Origin of the sequence: Paraburkholderia sp. DHOC27, assembly GCF_003429005.1 — a bacterium.
GTDB lineage: Bacteria > Pseudomonadota > Gammaproteobacteria > Burkholderiales > Burkholderiaceae > Paraburkholderia.
Genome location: NZ_QVQV01000007.1, coordinates 482,058 through 497,640 on the forward strand (window position 1 = coordinate 482,058; position 15,583 = coordinate 497,640).

Genomic DNA, 15,583 nt, shown 5'->3' on the forward strand with positions numbered 1-15,583 from the left:
CCCCGGTGGCTTCTCAACCGCACATGCACGGCACACGCACAGGGCCCTGAGCGTTGGTGTCGGACGGCGGCAGATGGTTCCGGTGTGGCCCATGCCACGGCGCTTACCGCCCTTGCCGGCCCTTGTCCGTCCTTGGGACGGGCAATACCGGCCGCGCAGACAAACCCGGGGCAACCACAAAACCGCCGCCCCATCCATCAGCAATCAAGCGCGAAGTTTGCCATACAATGCGCAGCATCATGCACGCCAACCGTCTTCACCTCCTTCTGCCCTTCGCGCTGCCCGCCGCAGCCGACGCCTCCACCGCGCTGCATGGCATCGACAGCCCGGCCCTCGACCGACTGGTCGCGCGGGCCACGCTCGTCGAGCAGGTGATCGGCGAGGACTTCCAGCGCACGCTGCCGCACGAGCGCTGGGTGGCGCGCCAGTTCGGCGCCGTCCCCCGCACCGCCGCCGCAGCCGACGAAGCGCCCCTCGCCCCCTACATGTTGCGCGCCGACGGCGGCGAGCCGGGCGCCGCGATCTGGGCCTGCATCCAGCCGGTGCACGTGCGGATTGCGCATGATCATCTGGTGCTGATCGACCCCGCGGCGCTCGAACTGACCGACGCGGAAGCAGCGGCCTTGCTCGACGTGGCGCGTCCGCTGATCGAGGAACTCGGTGTGCGCATCGTCGCGCCGAAGCCGCAGCGCTGGTATCTGTCCAGTGACGCGTTCGGCACGCTCGCGGGCGCCTCGCCGCTACGCGCGAGCGGCCGCAACATCGAAATCTGGTTGCCCCACGAAGCGCATACCGGTGAACGTTCGCGCGCCTGGATGAAGCTGCAGAACGAGGTGCAGATGGCCTGGTTCGAGCACCCGGTCAACGAAACCCGCGAAGCGCGCGGCCTGCCCGCGGTCAACTCGATCTGGTTTCATGCCCAGGGCGTTGCGCAGCCAGTGACGAGCCCGTTTGCACGGGTCCTGTCCGACGCCGCCGCTACGCGCGGTCTGGCAATGACGGCGGGCGTCGAAACCGGTCAGCCGCCGGCTTCGTATGCAGCCTTCGCCGCCGGTGCCAAAGCGGGTATCGAAGCAGATACGAAAGCGCCGGCCGGCGCGCGCGACGGCGCGCCCTCAACTGCTGTCACGCTGGTCGAACTCGATCCGTTTTCGGCGCCCTTCATCGAGCAGGACTGGGCCCGCTGGAACGACGCCTTCGCCGCCCTGCAGACTGACTGGTTCGCCCCGGCCCTCGCCGCGCTGGAAGCGGGGCAACTCGGCGAACTGGGCCTCACGCTGTGCGGCGACACCGGCTCCGTGACGCTCACCGTCAAGCGCGGCGATCTGCGCAAATTCTGGCGGCGGCGCGTGCTCGCCTCGCTGTTGATCGAATGATGCGCTGGCCCATGAAACCTACGATAAACCGCACCGCCCCGCTCGTGAAGCCACGCACGCTTCAGACCACGTCCCACCCCATGATCACCGTTCTCCTCGCATGACTCGAATCGTTACGCGCACCTGCTCTCCGGTCGACGCTGAAGTCCTGACCCGTCACGGGCTGCATCCGGTGCTGGCCCGTCTGTATGCCGCGCGCGGCGTCTGTCAGCCCGATGAGATCGAAACCGGCCTCGCCCGGCTCGTGCCGCCCGCTCACCTGAAAGGTTGCGAAGACGCCGCGACGCTGCTCGCGGATGCGCTCGAGGCGCAGCGCCAGATGCTGGTCGTGGCGGATTACGATTGCGACGGCGCGACCGCCTGCGCCGTGGCCGTGCGCGGCCTGCGCATGTTCGGCGCGCGGATCGATTATCTGGTGCCGAACCGCTTTGAATACGGTTACGGCCTGACGCCCGAAATCGTGGCGCTCGCCGCACGCAGCGCGTCCGGCAAGCCGGATCTGCTGATCACGGTGGATAACGGCATCGCCAGCGTCGACGGAGTGGAGGCGGCCAACGCGTTGGGTATCGACGTGCTGGTGACGGACCACCATCTTCCCGGCGACGAATTGCCCGCCGCCCGCGCGATCGTCAATCCGAATCAGCCGGGTTGCAGCTTCCCGAGCAAATGCATTGCCGGAGTCGGCGTGATGTTCTACGTGCTGCTCGCGCTGCGCGCCGAACTGCGCCGCCGTGGCGCGTTCAACGACGCGCGCCCCGAGCCGCGCCTCGACGGTCTGCTCGATCTGGTCGCGCTCGGCACGGTGGCCGACGTCGTCAAGCTGGACGGCAATAACCGCGTACTGGTCGCACAAGGTTTGCAGCGTATCCGCAAGGGCAAGATGCAGCCGGGTATCGCCGCGCTGTTTCGCGCCGCCGCGCGCGACGCCCGCAACGCCTCCGGCTTCGATCTAGGCTTTGCGCTCGGTCCGCGCCTGAACGCGGCGGGCCGGCTGTCGGACATGTCGCTGGGTATTGAATGCCTCACCACCGACGATATTGGCCGCGCGTGGGAACTCGCGCAGCAACTCGACGCGATCAACCGCGAACGGCGCGAAATCGAAGCCGGCATGCAGCAGCAGGCGCTCGACGATCTGTCGACGATCGACCCGGCCGGTGCCGCCACCCTCACCCTCTTCAACGCCGGCTGGCATCAGGGCGTAATCGGCATCGTCGCAGGGCGGTTGAAGGAAAAATTCCACCGGCCTGCTTTCACGTTCGCGCCCGCTGACGAGACCGGCGTGCTCGTCAAAGGCTCCGGACGCTCGATCCCGGGCTTCCATCTGCGTGACGCGCTGGATCTGATCTCGAAGCGCGAACCGGGTCTGATCGTCAAGTTCGGCGGCCACGCGATGGCCGCGGGCATGACGCTCGCCGCCGCGGATTTGCCGCGCTTTACCGCGGCGTTCGAGGTGGTGGGGCGCGAATGGCTCACCGCCGATGCGCTCGCGCGCGTCGTCGAAACCGACGGCGATCTCGAAGACGCGTATTTCACGCCGCAATTCGTCGAGATGCTCGACGCGGCCGTGTGGGGCCAGGGCTTTCCGGCGCCGGTGTTCTCCGGCGAATTCGAGGTCGCCTCGCAGGCGCTCGTGAAGGACAAGCATCTGAAGCTGCAACTGCTGCGCGGACGGCAACGCTTCAACGCGATCTGGTTCAACCATACGGACTCCTTGCCCGCACGCGCGACCATCGCCTACCGGCTCGCCAGTGACACGTGGAATGGTGTCTCCCGCGTGCAGTTGATCGTGGAGCATGCCGGGGAATAGCCTCGATCGGCTATAATTTGCCCTTTTTACGAAGCCACAAAAGATCGACATGGAAGCGGAACGTCTCAACGCGATCGAAGCCTCTCTGGCCGACCTGCGCCGTCGCGCGGGCGAGCTACGGGGGTATCTTTGACTACGACGACAAAGCACTGCGTCTAATCGAAGTCAACCGGGAACTCGAAGACCCCAACGTCTGGAACGACTCGAAGCACGCCCAGGCCCTCGGCCGGGAGAAAAAGCTGCTCGACGACGTGGTCGGCAAACTCACCTCGCTCGACAACGACCTGCGCGATGCGCAAGACCTGTTCGGCATGGCGCGCGAAGAAGATGACGAGGAAACCCTCGTTGCCTGCGAAAGCGACGCGGCGGCTCTGGAACAACGCGTGGCCGACATGGAATTCCGCCGCATGTTCTCCAACGCGGCCGATCCGAACAACGCCTTCCTCGATATTCAGGCCGGCGCCGGCGGCACCGAAGCGTGCGACTGGGCCTCGATGCTGCTGCGCCAGTACCTGCGCTACTGCGAGCGCAAGGGCTTCAAGACCGAAGTGCTGGAGCAGACCGACGGCGACGTCGCGGGCATCAAGAACGCCACCATCAAGATCGAAGGCGAATACGCGTACGGCTTTCTGCGTACCGAAACCGGCGTGCACCGCCTCGTGCGCAAGTCGCCGTTCGATTCGTCGGGCGGCCGCCATACGTCGTTCTCGTCGGTGTTCGTGTACCCGGAGATCGACGACTCGATCGAAGTGGACATCAACCCGGCCGATCTGCGCATCGACACCTATCGCGCGTCCGGCGCGGGCGGTCAGCACATCAACAAGACCGACTCCGCCGTGCGGATCACGCACATGCCATCGGGCATCGTCGTGCAGTGCCAGAACGACCGTTCGCAGCACCGTAACCGCGCCGAAGCCATGGCCATGCTGAAATCGCGTCTGTACGAAGCGGAAATCCGCAAGCGTCAGGCCGAGCAGGACAAGCTCGAAGCAGGCAAGACCGATGTGGGTTGGGGTCATCAGATCCGCTCGTACGTGCTGGACAACAGCCGCATCAAGGATCTGCGCACCAACGTGGAAATCAGCAATACCAAGAGCGTGCTCGATGGCGATCTCGATCCGTTCATCAGCGCCAGCCTGAAACAGGGCATTTAAGCTTAAAGCGAGCGACCCTGAGGGGCCGCGGGCCACTGATTGATTGTGGTCCTGAAACCTCGGGGTTCCGCACGCAATAAGCACAACGGGCGCGGCGCTGTACGTGCCGCGCCAACCCTGCTTTAACGTCTGCCACTGTCCTCGCGCCGGGCTTTACGAGGCCAGCGTGACGAACCGAATGCAGTTCGCCCGCACGCCGGAACACTGGCCGTGCCAACCGAAGCCGTACTACCTGAGTGCGGGCCACCCGAATGCGGGCCAGCCGCATGCGGCCCAACCCAACAACAGACCATCATGACCGAACCGATCCAGCCGAACGCCGTGCCCGAGGGGGACGACAACAAGATCATCGCCGAGCGCCGCGAAAAGCTGCGCGAGTTGCGTGAACAGGGCGTCGCCTATCCGAACGACTTCCGCCCCACTCATCACGCCGGCGATCTGCAGAAGCAGTACGCGGAAACGGACAAGGAAGCGCTCGAAGCCAATCCGCTGCAAGTCGCGCTCGCCGGCCGGATGATGCTAAAGCGCGTGATGGGCAAGGCCAGCTTCGCCACCGTGCGCGACGGCTCGGGCCAGATCCAGTTCTTCATCACGCCCGCCGACGTCGGCGAAGCGACCTACGACGCCTTCAAGAAGTGGGACCTGGGCGATATCGTGGCGGCGCGCGGCGTGCTGTTCCGCACCAACAAGGGCGAACTGTCGATCCGCTGCACGGAACTGCGCCTGCTGTCGAAGTCGCTGCGTCCGTTGCCGGACAAGTTCCACGGCCTCGCCGATCAGGAAATGAAGTATCGCCAGCGCTACGTCGATCTGATCGTCACGCCGGAAACGCGCGACACCTTCATTGCGCGCACCAAGGCAATGTCGTCGATCCGCAAGTTCATGGCCGACGCCGACTTCATGGAAGTCGAAACGCCGATGCTGCACCCAATCCCCGGCGGCGCGGCAGCCAAGCCGTTCGTCACGCATCACAATGCGCTGGATATGCAGATGTTCCTGCGCATCGCGCCGGAGCTGTACCTGAAGCGGCTGGTGGTGGGCGGCTTCGAGCGCGTGTTCGAGATCAACCGGAATTTCCGTAACGAGGGCGTCTCCGTGCGCCACAACCCGGAATTCACGATGATCGAGTTCTACGCGGCGTACACCGATTATCAGTGGCTGATGGACTTCACCGAGCAGTTGATTCGCCAGGCGGCGATCGACGCGCGCGGCACTGGCGTGATCACCTACCAGGGACGCGAACTGGATCTGTCGAAGCCGTTCCATCGTCTGACGATCAACCAGGCCATTCAAAAGTACGCGCCGCAATACACCGACGCTCAACTGGCCGACGACGCATTCCTGCGTACCGAACTGAAGAAGTTCGGCGTGGATGCTTCGCAGCCGCAGTTCCTGAACGCCGGCGTGGGCGCCCTGCAACTGGCGCTCTTCGAAGAGACGGCCGAGTCGCAACTGTGGGAGCCGACCTACATCATCGACTACCCGATCGAGGTGTCGCCGCTCGCGCGTGCGTCGGACAAGGTGGCCGGCATCACCGAGCGTTTCGAGCTGTTCATCACGGGCCGCGAGATCGCCAACGGCTTTTCGGAACTGAACGATCCGGAAGACCAGGCCGCGCGCTTCAAGAAGCAGGTCGACCAGAAAGATGCCGGCGACGAAGAAGCGATGTTCTACGACGCCGACTACATCCGCGCGCTCGAGTACGGCATGCCGCCGGCCGGCGGCTGCGGCATCGGCATCGACCGTCTGGTCATGCTGCTCACTGACAGCCCGAGCATCCGCGACGTGATCCTGTTCCCGCATCTGCGCCGCGAAGACTGAGCGGTTCGAGGATTCAGCGCAGCGTGGCTGCACGATGAAACGCCCGGCTTTGTGCCGGGCGTTTTCATTGGCGGGTTCTCACTGCTACGCGCGTCGCGAACACCTGATGACTCCGCGCCTGACGATGGTTTGTAACTATCAGTAAAAGCTGCATGGGTCGGCGTGCACGATGCCTGTGCACATGCTGCGTCCATGCGGCAATCCGGTACAGCTGGACCGCGCTTTGCTACACCGTTGCTATCGGCACCTCTCGTCAAGCTTTCAGATTTGGTTACAACTTGAAACCTTGGCCCGAACGCGCGGCCCGAGACTATGTCTTAATAATGTACAGACGACTCTGCCTCAGACGGAGATTCACCATGAGCAACCCGAACAGCACACAACCACGCCGGATTCACCCGCTTGTCGCGACCGCGGCAGGCGCCGTCATCATCGCCAGCCTGGCCGCCACAGCGGCCGTGACTGGTGTGTTCACGAAGGCGTCGAGCAGCAGCGCCCAGAACGATCAGACTCAGGCCGCGCAGGTGGCCACGCAACCGGCGGTGGTCGATTCTTCCCAGCCTGCCAATCCTTCGACTTATGCGCAGCAACAGCCCGCTCAACAGCAGCAGGCCCAGCAGCCCGCGCAACCGGCTGAGGCTCAGCAGCAACAGGCTCAGGCCGCGCCGTCAGCAGCGCCGCCCGCCCCTGCACCGGCTCAGCAACCGTATGTCCAGCAGCAGCCGGCGCAGAACGGCCAGTACGCGCAGCAGCCGCCGCAACAGCCGGCGTACTGCGCGAGTTGCGGGACGGTCGTGGCCATTTCGGCGGTCCGTCAGGAAGGTCATGGCACCGGCGTCGGCGCAGTTGGCGGCGCAGTGGTCGGCGGTCTGGTCGGTAACCAGTTCGGCGGCGGCGTAGGCCGTGGCGCAATGACTGTGCTGGGTGCCGTAGGCGGCGGTTTTGCGGGTAATTCGGTCGAAAAACATATCCGCAGCACCACGTCCTACTCGGTGCACGTACGCATGGAAAGCGGCAAGAACCGCTACTTCACGTATCACGATGCGCCGCCGTTCCAGCAGGGCGAACATGTGCGTATTGAAAACGGCGCGCTGGTCGCGGGCTAACGGCTTGTTTTGATCAGGATGACGCAGGCAGCGTCGTAGCACTCATCTGGCTCGACGCAGCGGTGTGACGCGCACTCGTACTGCCTGACTCAAATAAAAATGGCGATTCCAATGGAATCGCCATTTTTTTGCCTTGCGCGCCGCAACGCTAACTCAGCGTCGCAGCTCGGTACCGCTCAATAATCCGCGTCTTCGATCCACGCTGCCTGAATCGCTTCGAGGATCTTCTCGTTGGAACGGTTCGGGTCGTCATCGAAACCCTCCAGTTCCGTCACCCAGCGGTGCAGATCGGTGAAGCGCACCTGCTGCGGATCCACGTCCGGATGCTTGTCGGTGAGGGCCATCGCGATGTCTTGCGTGTCGGTCCACTTCATGGCTGCGCGCTCCTGTTAGTGATTTTCCTTCGCGTGATTGATCGAATAACGCGGGATTTCAACGACCAGATCCTGCTCCGCCGGCACCAGGGCCTGGCACGACAGACGCGATTCGGGTTCGAGACCCCACGCCTTGTCGAGCAGATCGTCTTCCTCTTCCTCCGACGGCGTGAGCGCAGTGAAGCCCTCACGCACGATCACATGACACGTCGTGCACGCACACGACTTCTCGCACGCGTGCTCGATTTCGATGCCGTGGTCCAGCAGATTGTCGCAGATGCTCTTGCCCGGCACAGCATCGATGACCGCGCCTTCCGGGCACAGTTCGACGTGGGGCAGTACAACGATTTGAGGCATACGGATTCCGTTCGGTCTGGGGCGCGGCAGCGGTCTTGCGGGCTGCCTGCCATTTTACTGGCGGCGCGCGCTTTGTGACGCGCACCGCGTGTTTCGTTGCAGGGAAGTGCCGGCGCGACGAATCAGATCTCGTCGAGCTTGCGCCCGGCGAGCGCGCGGCGGATACCCTTGTTCATGCGCCGGGCGGCGAATTCATCGGTGCCTTCGGCGAGCGTTTTGGTGGCGGCTTCGATAGCGTCGGCGTCGCTGCTTTGCGCCACTTCGCGCAACGCGGTGACGAGCGCATCGAGCGCGGCACGTTCGTCGTCGTCGAGCAGTTCGGCGTCGGCGGCAAGCGCGGCATCCGTGGCTTCGATCAGGCGTTGCGCTTCCACCTGGGCTTCGCGCAGCGCGCGCGCCCGCATGTCCACTTCGGCCGTCGTGAAGCTGTCTTCCAGCATCTTCGCGATATCGTCGTCGGCGAGACCGTACGACGGTTTCACCACCACCGATGCTTCCACGCCCGACAGTTGCTCACGCGCGAACACCGACAACAGCCCATCCGCGTCGACCTGATACGTCACGCGGATACGCGCGGCGCCGGCGGCCATCGGCGGAATGCCGCGCAGTTCGAAACGCGCGAGCGAGCGGCAGTCGCTCACCAGTTCGCGTTCGCCCTGCACGACGTGGATCGCCATCGCCGTCTGGCCGTCCTTGAAGGTCGTGAAATCCTGCGCGCGCGCAACCGGAATAGTCGAATTACGCGGGATGATCTTCTCGGTCAGGCCGCCCATCGTCTCGACGCCGAGCGAAAGCGGGATCACATCGAGTAGCAGCCAGTCGTCACCCTCGCCGCCGCGGTTGCCGGCCAGCAGATCGGCCTGAATGGCCGCGCCGAGCGCGACCACCTGGTCGGGATTGAGATTGGTCAGGGGCGGCTGGCCAAACAGCTTTTCGACCGCACGCCGCACCACCGGCATACGCGTCGCGCCGCCCACCAGCACCACACCCTTGATTTCTTTGGTCGTGACCTTGGCGTCGCGCAGCGCTTTCTTGGTCGGCCCAAGCGTGCGTTGCACGAGTTCCTGCGTGATCTTTTCGAAGGTGACGTCGTCGATGATCAGATCAAGTTGCGCGCCATTCGAAAGCGTTGCAACGAGCCTGGCCTGCGGCCCGTCCGACAGCGCTTCCTTGGCAACGCGCACGCTATCCAGCAGCAGGCGCACGTCTTCCGCGGCGAGCGATTGCGGTGCGATGCCGGCCTCTTCCAGCACGTGACGGTACAGCGAATGGTCGAAGTCGTCGCCACCGAGCGCCGAGTCGCCGCCTGCCGCGAGCACTTCGAACACGCCTTTGGTGAGCTTCAGGATGGACAGGTCGAAAGTGCCGCCGCCGAGGTCGTACACGGCGTACAGGCCTTCCGAACCGTTATCGAGTCCGTAGGCGATGGCGGCTGCCGTGGGTTCGTTGAGCAGACGCAGCACGTTCAGGCCCGCCAGACGCGCGGCGTCCTTGGTAGCCTGGCGCTGCGCTTCGTCGAAATACGCGGGCACGGTGATGACGGCGCCGACCAGATCGTCGCCGAGCGTGTCTTCCGCGCGCTGGCGCAGCGTGGCCAGAATTTCCGCTGACACTTCGACCGGGCTTTTCACGCCGTCGACGGTGCGAATCTGCACCATGCCTGGCGCGTCGATGAAGTCGTACGGCGCGTTCTCGGCGCCTTCCACCTCGCTCTTGCCACGGCCCATGAAGCGCTTGACGGAGACGATCGTGTTGCGCGGATCCGTCGCCGCTTCGGCCTTGGCCGTGCGGCCGATGCGGCGTCCACCCTTTTCAAGGTAACGCACCACCGAAGGCAGCAGCACATGGCCGTCCGCGTCGGGCAGCACGTCGGGGACGCCGCTGCGCACCGCGGCGACGAGGGAGTTGGTGGTGCCGAGATCGATGCCGACCGCGAGGCGCCGCTGATGCGGCGCGGGCGCCATGCCGGGTTCGGAGATTTGCAGTAAAGCCATCTTGATCTTCTTCTGGGACCGTACGATCCCGTCCTGAATGGTTCGCGTTGCTGGGTTGCTGCCGCTTTTACTCTGCTGGTGCGTTGCTTGTGCGTTGCTTCTGCTCTGCGTGTGCGTTTTGCGCTGCTCACACCGTGAACGCATCGAGCGTCCACCGCGTGACAGACTGCGGCACGCCGACGTTGCTAATTCTCGAGCCGTTCGATCTGCGCGCCGATTTCCGACGCCACCCGTTCGATGAACATCAGTTGCCGCACGGCCTCGCCCGCTGCCTGATTCGCACCGCTGTCGAGCAGTGCGGCGAGCTTCGTGAAGCGTACCTGTTCTTCGTCGCGCAGGTCGGTAAGCAGTGCATCGAGCGCGTCGACATTCTTCGCCGCCGCGGCGTCTTCGATACTCTCGCGCCATTCCATCTGCTGCATCAGGAACGCCGGCTCCATCGCCGTGTTGTTCTCCGCGCCCACGTCGATTCCGCGCAGCTTCAGCAGATACGTGGCGCGCTTCAACGGATCGCGCAAGGTCTGGTACGCCTCGTTGGCGCGCGTCGCCCACTGCATGGCGACACGCTTTTGCGCGTCGCCTGCCGCGGCGAAGCGGTCAGGGTGAACCTGCGATTGCACCGTGCGATACGCGTGATCGAGCGCGCTCGCGTCCAGCGTGTATTGCGTCGGCAAACCGAACAGGTCGAAGTGGCTGTCGTTCAGCGAGGCCATCAAATGAGGTTGTCCGTTCAAGGGGTACGTCTACGGTGACCGGAAGATCGCAGCAGACGTGACGTCAAATTAAAAAGGCGGCACGCGCCGCCTTTTTTCCGCTTCGCGCGGACTGAACCCGGTCAGACGCGGAACGACTCGCCGCAGCCGCACTCGTCCTTCACGTTCGGGTTGTTGAACTTGAAGCCTTCGTTCAGCCCTTCCCGTGCGAAATCGAGTTCCGTGCCGTCGATGTAGGCGAGGCTCTTCGGATCGACAATGATCTTCACGCCGTTGCAGTCGAACACCTGATCTTCCGGCGCGAGTTCATCCACGTATTCGAGCTTGTAGGCGAGTCCCGAGCACCCCGTCGTACGCACGCCGAGGCGCAGGCCCACGCCTTTGCCGCGGCGGACCAGGTACTTCTGAACGTGCTGTGCTGCCTTTTCGGTCAACGTAATTGCCATAGCGTTTCTCAGTGCAACCTTAAGCGGCGTGCTGCTTTTCGCCTGCTTGCGCCACGTCAGCGGCACCGCCGTGACGTTGCTTGTAGTCTGCAACCGCTGCCTTGATCGCGTCTTCCGCGAGGATCGAGCAGTGGATCTTGACCGGCGGCAGCGCGAGTTCTTCAGCGATCTGCGTGTTCTTGATGGACATGGCCTGGTCGAGCGTCTTGCCCTTTACCCATTCGGTGACGAGCGAGCTCGATGCGATAGCCGAACCGCAACCGTAGGTCTTGAACTTCGCGTCTTCGATGATGCCGTCCGCACCCACGCGGATCTGCAGCTTCATCACGTCGCCGCAAGCCGGCGCGCCGACCATGCCGGTACCCACGGCGTCGTCGTCCTTCGCGAACGAACCGACGTTGCGCGGATTTTCGTAATGGTCCAGAACCTTTTCGCTATAAGCCATGATTACACTCCTTGATTCGTTTCAACCTGCATTCGGTGCGAAGTTTCGCTCGGTATTTCGTTCAGCGGGGCGCTGCATCTTTGCAGCGCCAGGCGACTCATTGCAACTTAGTGCGCCGCCCACTGGATGGTCGAAATATCGATCCCGTCCTTGTACATTTCCCACAGCGGCGACAGATCGCGCAGCTTCGAAATCTTGTTCTTCAGCAGGTTGATGACGTAATCGACGTCCTGCTCCGTCGTGAAGCGACCCACCGTGAAGCGGATCGAGCTGTGCGCCAGTTCGTCGTTGCGGCCGAGGGCGCGCAGCACATACGAAGGCTCCAGCGAGGCCGACGTGCACGCCGAACCCGACGACACCGCGACATCCTTCACCGCCATGATCAGCGACTCGCCTTCGACGAAGTTGAAGCTGATGTTCAGGTTGTGCGGCACACGCTTTTCCATGTCGCCGTTCACATAGGTTTCTTCCATTTCCGACAGGCCGCGCAGCAGACGGTCGCGCAGCATGCGGATACGCTCGTTTTCCGTGGCCATTTCTTCGCGGGCAATGCGGAAAGCCTCACCCATGCCGACGATCTGATGCGTGGCCAGCGTGCCCGAACGCATGCCGCGCTCGTGACCACCGCCGTGCATCTGCGCTTCGATGCGCACGCGCGGCTTGCGGCGTACGTACAGCGCGCCGATGCCCTTCGGGCCATACGTCTTGTGCGCCGAGAACGACATCAGGTCGACCTTCAGCTTCTGCAGGTCGATCTCGATCTTGCCGGTAGCCTGGGCGGCGTCGACGTGGAAAATGATGCCCTTTTCGCGGCAGATTTCGCCGATCGTCTCGATGTCCTGGATCACGCCGATTTCGTTATTCACCGACATGACCGACACCAGAATCGTATCGGGACGCAATGCAGCCTTGAACACGTCGAGGTCGATCAGGCCGTCGTCCTTGACGTCCAGATACGTGACTTCATAGCCTTCGCGCTCGAGCTCGCGGCAGGTGTCGAGCACGGCCTTGTGCTCAGTTTTCACCGTGATGATGTGCTTGCCCTTGCTCTTGTAGAAGTGCGCGGCACCCTTGATGGCGAGGTTGTCCGACTCCGTGGCGCCCGAGGTCCAGATGATTTCGCGCGGATCGGCGTTGACGAGCGCAGCGACGTTTTCGCGCGCTTCCTCGACCGCACGTTCCGCGTCCCAGCCATACGAGTGGCTACGCGATGCGGGGTTGCCGAACTGCTCACGCAGGTACGGAATCATCTTGTCCACCACGCGCGGGTCGACCGGAGTCGTGGCGCTGTAGTCCATGTAAATGGGCAGGTGGGGAATGTCGTTGTTCATGAATCGCTCCGGGGACATCATTGCTCTGGCTTAACGTTCTTCAGGATTTGCGTCCGGGCGCGCCGCTAGACCACGGCGCTTCGCCACTGCGACGCCTTTCGAACCCTCAGGAACCGGCCATGTTAAAAACGGAATTGGGCCCTAGCGGCGCCACGCGGGTCGGCTCGACCACGGGCGGCTCGCTGCGGCGGTCGCGCAGCACAGCCGGCGCGCCTTCACGCGAGCGTTGCTGATCGACCAGATCCTTGAGGGACACGGAATCCAGATACTCGACCATCTTCTGGTTGAGCGTGGACCACAGTTCGTGCGTCATGCAGTGGCCGTCGTGCTGCTTGGTGCCTTCGCACGTGCCCTTGCCGCCGCATTGCGTGGCATCGAGCGGCTCGTCGACGGCGATGATGATGTCCGCGACAGTCACGTTCTCGGCACGGCGGGCCAGATTGTAGCCACCACCGGGCCCGCGCACGGACTCGACGATCTCATGACGGCGCAGCTTGCCGAACAACTGCTCAAGATAAGACAGGGAAATATGCTGGCGCTGGCTGATACCCGCAAGCGTCACCGGGCCCTGCTCCTGGCGCAGCGCCAGGTCAATCATCGCCGTGACGGCGAAACGGCCTTTCGTGGTGAGTCTCATGATGTATGGGGGTCGCAATTCTCGACAAGTTTTGTCAAGTATAAATACATGAGCGATTTAGTCAAGTATCCCTGACGCGAATTGGGTCATTTGCTTAATTAGCTGAGCGCCCGGATCACGCGTTCCGCTCACCGCGCCAACTGCGGATGCAACACGGCGAGCAGACCGCGGCAGGCGGCCTCGCATTGGTCCAGCACCTGCTCGAATCCCGCCACACCGCCAAAATACGGATCGGCGACTTCCCGCTCGCCTGCCCAGCGCTGGTCGGATTCCGGCACGAATTCCATCAGCAGGCGAAGTTTGTCGCGCTGTGATGGCGGACAAAGCTTGCCCAGATTGGCGAGATTCGCGTCGTCCATCGCAATCAGCAGGTCGAAACGCTCGAAGTCCGGCGCCGCGATCTGGCGGCCACGCAAATCCGACAGATCGTAGCCGCGCCGGGCGGCCGCACGCTGCGCACGCTCGTCGGGTGGCTGACCGATGTGCCAGTCGCCGGTGCCGGCAGAATCTACCGCGATACGCCCGTCCAGCTTTGCCTCGCTAATCTGATGCCGCATCACCGCCTCGGCAGTCGGGGAACGACAGATGTTCCCGAGACAGACAAAGCAGATGGAGATGGTTTTCATCACAGGCTCAAAATGGGCAACCGGCGGTCGCCAGCGTAGCGTGCCGCGATTATACAAAGGGTGCGAAATTCACGCCGACGGGGTGCCAGGTGGATCCGGCGCCCTTGGGCGGCCTCAGACTCTTGCGCCTGGTTCCCACTCTCCGTTCTCTCGCCTTGGTGTGCGGTGATGGCTTCGGAGGCACGCTTAAGATTTGCCGTTTGCCGGTCTTTTCAAACACTCGATTAACCGCGCATCGCCTCGTACTACGCCTGCAGCTCGGCGAACTGCGTGTCAGGCCAGATAAAACTCATCCTATACAACCGCTTGCTTCAGGACACTTCCGCTGCCGACATGGTTGCCACGCCGTGCACGTGCTTCACCGGCATGGCGGCGTTGCCGTCCACCAGCCCATAGGACACCGCGCGCGCCAGTTCCGCGCTCAATTGATCCGCGCCAAGGGGCGGCTGGGCGATCCGCGACGCGGTTTCGCTTCCCACATACAAACAGGCAGCCGCTGCAAGCGGCACAAACACGGCCAATGGCCAATACATCGATATTTTCATTTTCATGATGTCGCTCTCTTCCGGTAGAGGCACCGGTGGATCAATACCCACTATGCCCAGTCGAAATGATATAGAGATAATCAATCGGGAAAAACCCATCCCCGTGCGACACAGCGTTGCATGAATGAAAACAGTGGGCCCGCAACGCCCGTAGAACGGGGCCGCGCGAACCTTGAACGTCCGGCATGGAATGCTTACAAACTTCTACAAACATTCTTTCTACGCGCCTGCACAATAGCGGTTCGACAAGAAACGCCGCACGGCGCAGCCTGATCCATGCCCAGAATCCAACGCATCATTCCTGTTTTTGTGTCCATTCTCGCCACCACGGCCCTCCTCGGTGGCTGCGCGGTCTATCCGGACGCCGGCCCTGGCTACGGCGGCGCATATGGCGGTGGCTACGGCGGCGGCTATTACGGCGACAGCGGGCCGGTGGTCGTGCAGCCGTCGGTTTCGGTTGGCTTTGGCAGCTATTCCGGCCCGGGCTATTACGATCAGCGCGGCTCGCGGGGTGGTTACGGTTCCGGCTATCACGGGCAGCCGCCGCAGCGCGGAGATGACCGGCCGTCGTGGTCGCACAATGGATCAGGCGGCGGACCCGGCAACGGGGGCGGCCGTGGACCGCAAAACGGTCCGCAAAATGCGCCGCCACCCCAGCGCGGCGCGTCGGGCTACCCGCCGAGCGCGGGTAGCGGGCAACATCCAGGCGCCCCACAGCAGCAACCCAGCCGCAGCGGCGGCCAGGGCGGCTCCCGCTATGGCGACGGCCGCAGCGCCCAAAACGGCTACGGCAACAATCACTAGCAAGGCGGAGGGCGATGGCATGCAGACGCACGCCATCGCCATGCTCT

The 15,583-nt window shown here is 63.5% G+C and carries 16 protein-coding genes; 6 read left to right on the forward strand and 10 right to left on the reverse strand.

What is annotated here, in order from left to right; translation table 11 throughout:
* Window positions 1–227: 227 nt before the first annotated feature.
* The 5 genes from D0B32_RS23725 to D0B32_RS23745 all read left to right on the forward strand — a co-directional run bounded on the left by D0B32_RS23725 (window position 228) and on the right by D0B32_RS23745 (window position 7,264).
* Window positions 228–1,376: a regulator gene (locus D0B32_RS23725; RefSeq protein WP_117336713.1), complete on the forward strand. Its 1,149-nt coding sequence runs from the start codon at window positions 228–230 to the stop codon at window positions 1,374–1,376.
* Window positions 1,377–1,476: 100 nt separating this feature from the next.
* Window positions 1,477–3,183, forward strand: coding sequence for a single-stranded-DNA-specific exonuclease RecJ (recJ, locus tag D0B32_RS23730; RefSeq protein WP_117336714.1), 1,707 nt, complete (start codon window positions 1,477–1,479; stop codon window positions 3,181–3,183).
* A gap of 49 nt (window positions 3,184–3,232) precedes the next feature.
* Window positions 3,233–4,337 (forward strand): peptide chain release factor 2 gene (prfB, locus tag D0B32_RS23735; protein WP_117336715.1). Its coding sequence is split into 2 segments (ribosomal slippage): window positions 3,233–3,313 and window positions 3,315–4,337, totalling 1,104 coding nucleotides; the frame shifts between segments, so codons are not numbered across the junction.
* 294 nt (window positions 4,338–4,631) lie between these two features.
* Window positions 4,632–6,158 carry a lysine--tRNA ligase gene (lysS, locus tag D0B32_RS23740; RefSeq protein ID WP_117336716.1) on the forward strand — a complete coding sequence of 509 codons (1,527 nt, stop codon included), beginning with the start codon at window positions 4,632–4,634 and terminating at the stop codon, window positions 6,156–6,158.
* A gap of 359 nt (window positions 6,159–6,517) precedes the next feature.
* A complete protein-coding gene (locus D0B32_RS23745; RefSeq protein ID WP_117336717.1) occupies window positions 6,518–7,264 on the forward strand; it encodes a glycine zipper 2TM domain-containing protein in 747 nt (248 codons plus the stop codon).
* A 176-nt stretch (window positions 7,265–7,440) separates the two neighbouring features.
* Here the strand turns inward: D0B32_RS23745 and iscX are convergent, their stop codons facing one another.
* From iscX to D0B32_RS23795, 10 genes are all read right to left on the reverse strand, one after another.
* Window positions 7,441–7,638 (reverse strand): Fe-S cluster assembly protein IscX, encoded by a 198-nt coding sequence (iscX, locus tag D0B32_RS23750; protein ID WP_117336718.1) that lies wholly within the window; start codon window positions 7,636–7,638, stop codon window positions 7,441–7,443.
* A 15-nt stretch (window positions 7,639–7,653) separates the two neighbouring features.
* Entirely contained in the window at window positions 7,654–7,995 is a 342-nt protein-coding gene (fdx, locus tag D0B32_RS23755; RefSeq protein ID WP_117336719.1) for an ISC system 2Fe-2S type ferredoxin, read from the reverse strand.
* 122 nt (window positions 7,996–8,117) lie between these two features.
* Window positions 8,118–9,989, reverse strand: a complete 1,872-nt coding sequence (hscA, locus tag D0B32_RS23760) for a Fe-S protein assembly chaperone HscA (RefSeq protein WP_117336720.1) — start codon at window positions 9,987–9,989, stop codon at window positions 8,118–8,120.
* Between the two features lie 185 nt (window positions 9,990–10,174).
* Window positions 10,175–10,702 (reverse strand): Fe-S protein assembly co-chaperone HscB, encoded by a 528-nt coding sequence (gene hscB / locus D0B32_RS23765; RefSeq protein ID WP_117336721.1) that lies wholly within the window; start codon window positions 10,700–10,702, stop codon window positions 10,175–10,177.
* Between the two features lie 122 nt (window positions 10,703–10,824).
* Complete coding sequence (gene iscA, locus D0B32_RS23770; RefSeq protein ID WP_074299878.1) at window positions 10,825–11,148, reverse strand: iron-sulfur cluster assembly protein IscA; 324 nt, start codon at window positions 11,146–11,148, stop codon at window positions 10,825–10,827.
* Window positions 11,149–11,167: 19 nt separating this feature from the next.
* A complete protein-coding gene (gene iscU, locus D0B32_RS23775) occupies window positions 11,168–11,593 on the reverse strand; it encodes a Fe-S cluster assembly scaffold IscU (RefSeq protein ID WP_117336722.1) in 426 nt (141 codons plus the stop codon).
* A gap of 107 nt (window positions 11,594–11,700) precedes the next feature.
* Complete coding sequence (locus D0B32_RS23780; RefSeq protein WP_117336723.1) at window positions 11,701–12,924, reverse strand: IscS subfamily cysteine desulfurase; 1,224 nt, start codon at window positions 12,922–12,924, stop codon at window positions 11,701–11,703.
* A gap of 106 nt (window positions 12,925–13,030) precedes the next feature.
* Window positions 13,031–13,561, reverse strand: coding sequence for a Fe-S cluster assembly transcriptional regulator IscR (gene iscR, locus D0B32_RS23785; protein WP_117336724.1), 531 nt, complete (start codon window positions 13,559–13,561; stop codon window positions 13,031–13,033).
* Window positions 13,562–13,689: 128 nt separating this feature from the next.
* On the reverse strand, window positions 13,690–14,187 hold the full coding sequence (locus D0B32_RS23790) for a low molecular weight protein-tyrosine-phosphatase (protein WP_117336725.1): 498 nt from the start codon (window positions 14,185–14,187) through the stop codon (window positions 13,690–13,692).
* 311 nt (window positions 14,188–14,498) lie between these two features.
* Entirely contained in the window at window positions 14,499–14,738 is a 240-nt protein-coding gene (locus tag D0B32_RS23795) for a hypothetical protein (RefSeq protein WP_117336726.1), read from the reverse strand.
* Window positions 14,739–15,008: 270 nt separating this feature from the next.
* Between D0B32_RS23795 and D0B32_RS23800 the strand changes: the two genes are divergently transcribed.
* Window positions 15,009–15,536 (forward strand): hypothetical protein, encoded by a 528-nt coding sequence (locus tag D0B32_RS23800; protein WP_117336727.1) that lies wholly within the window; start codon window positions 15,009–15,011, stop codon window positions 15,534–15,536.
* Window positions 15,537–15,583 lie beyond the last annotated feature (47 nt).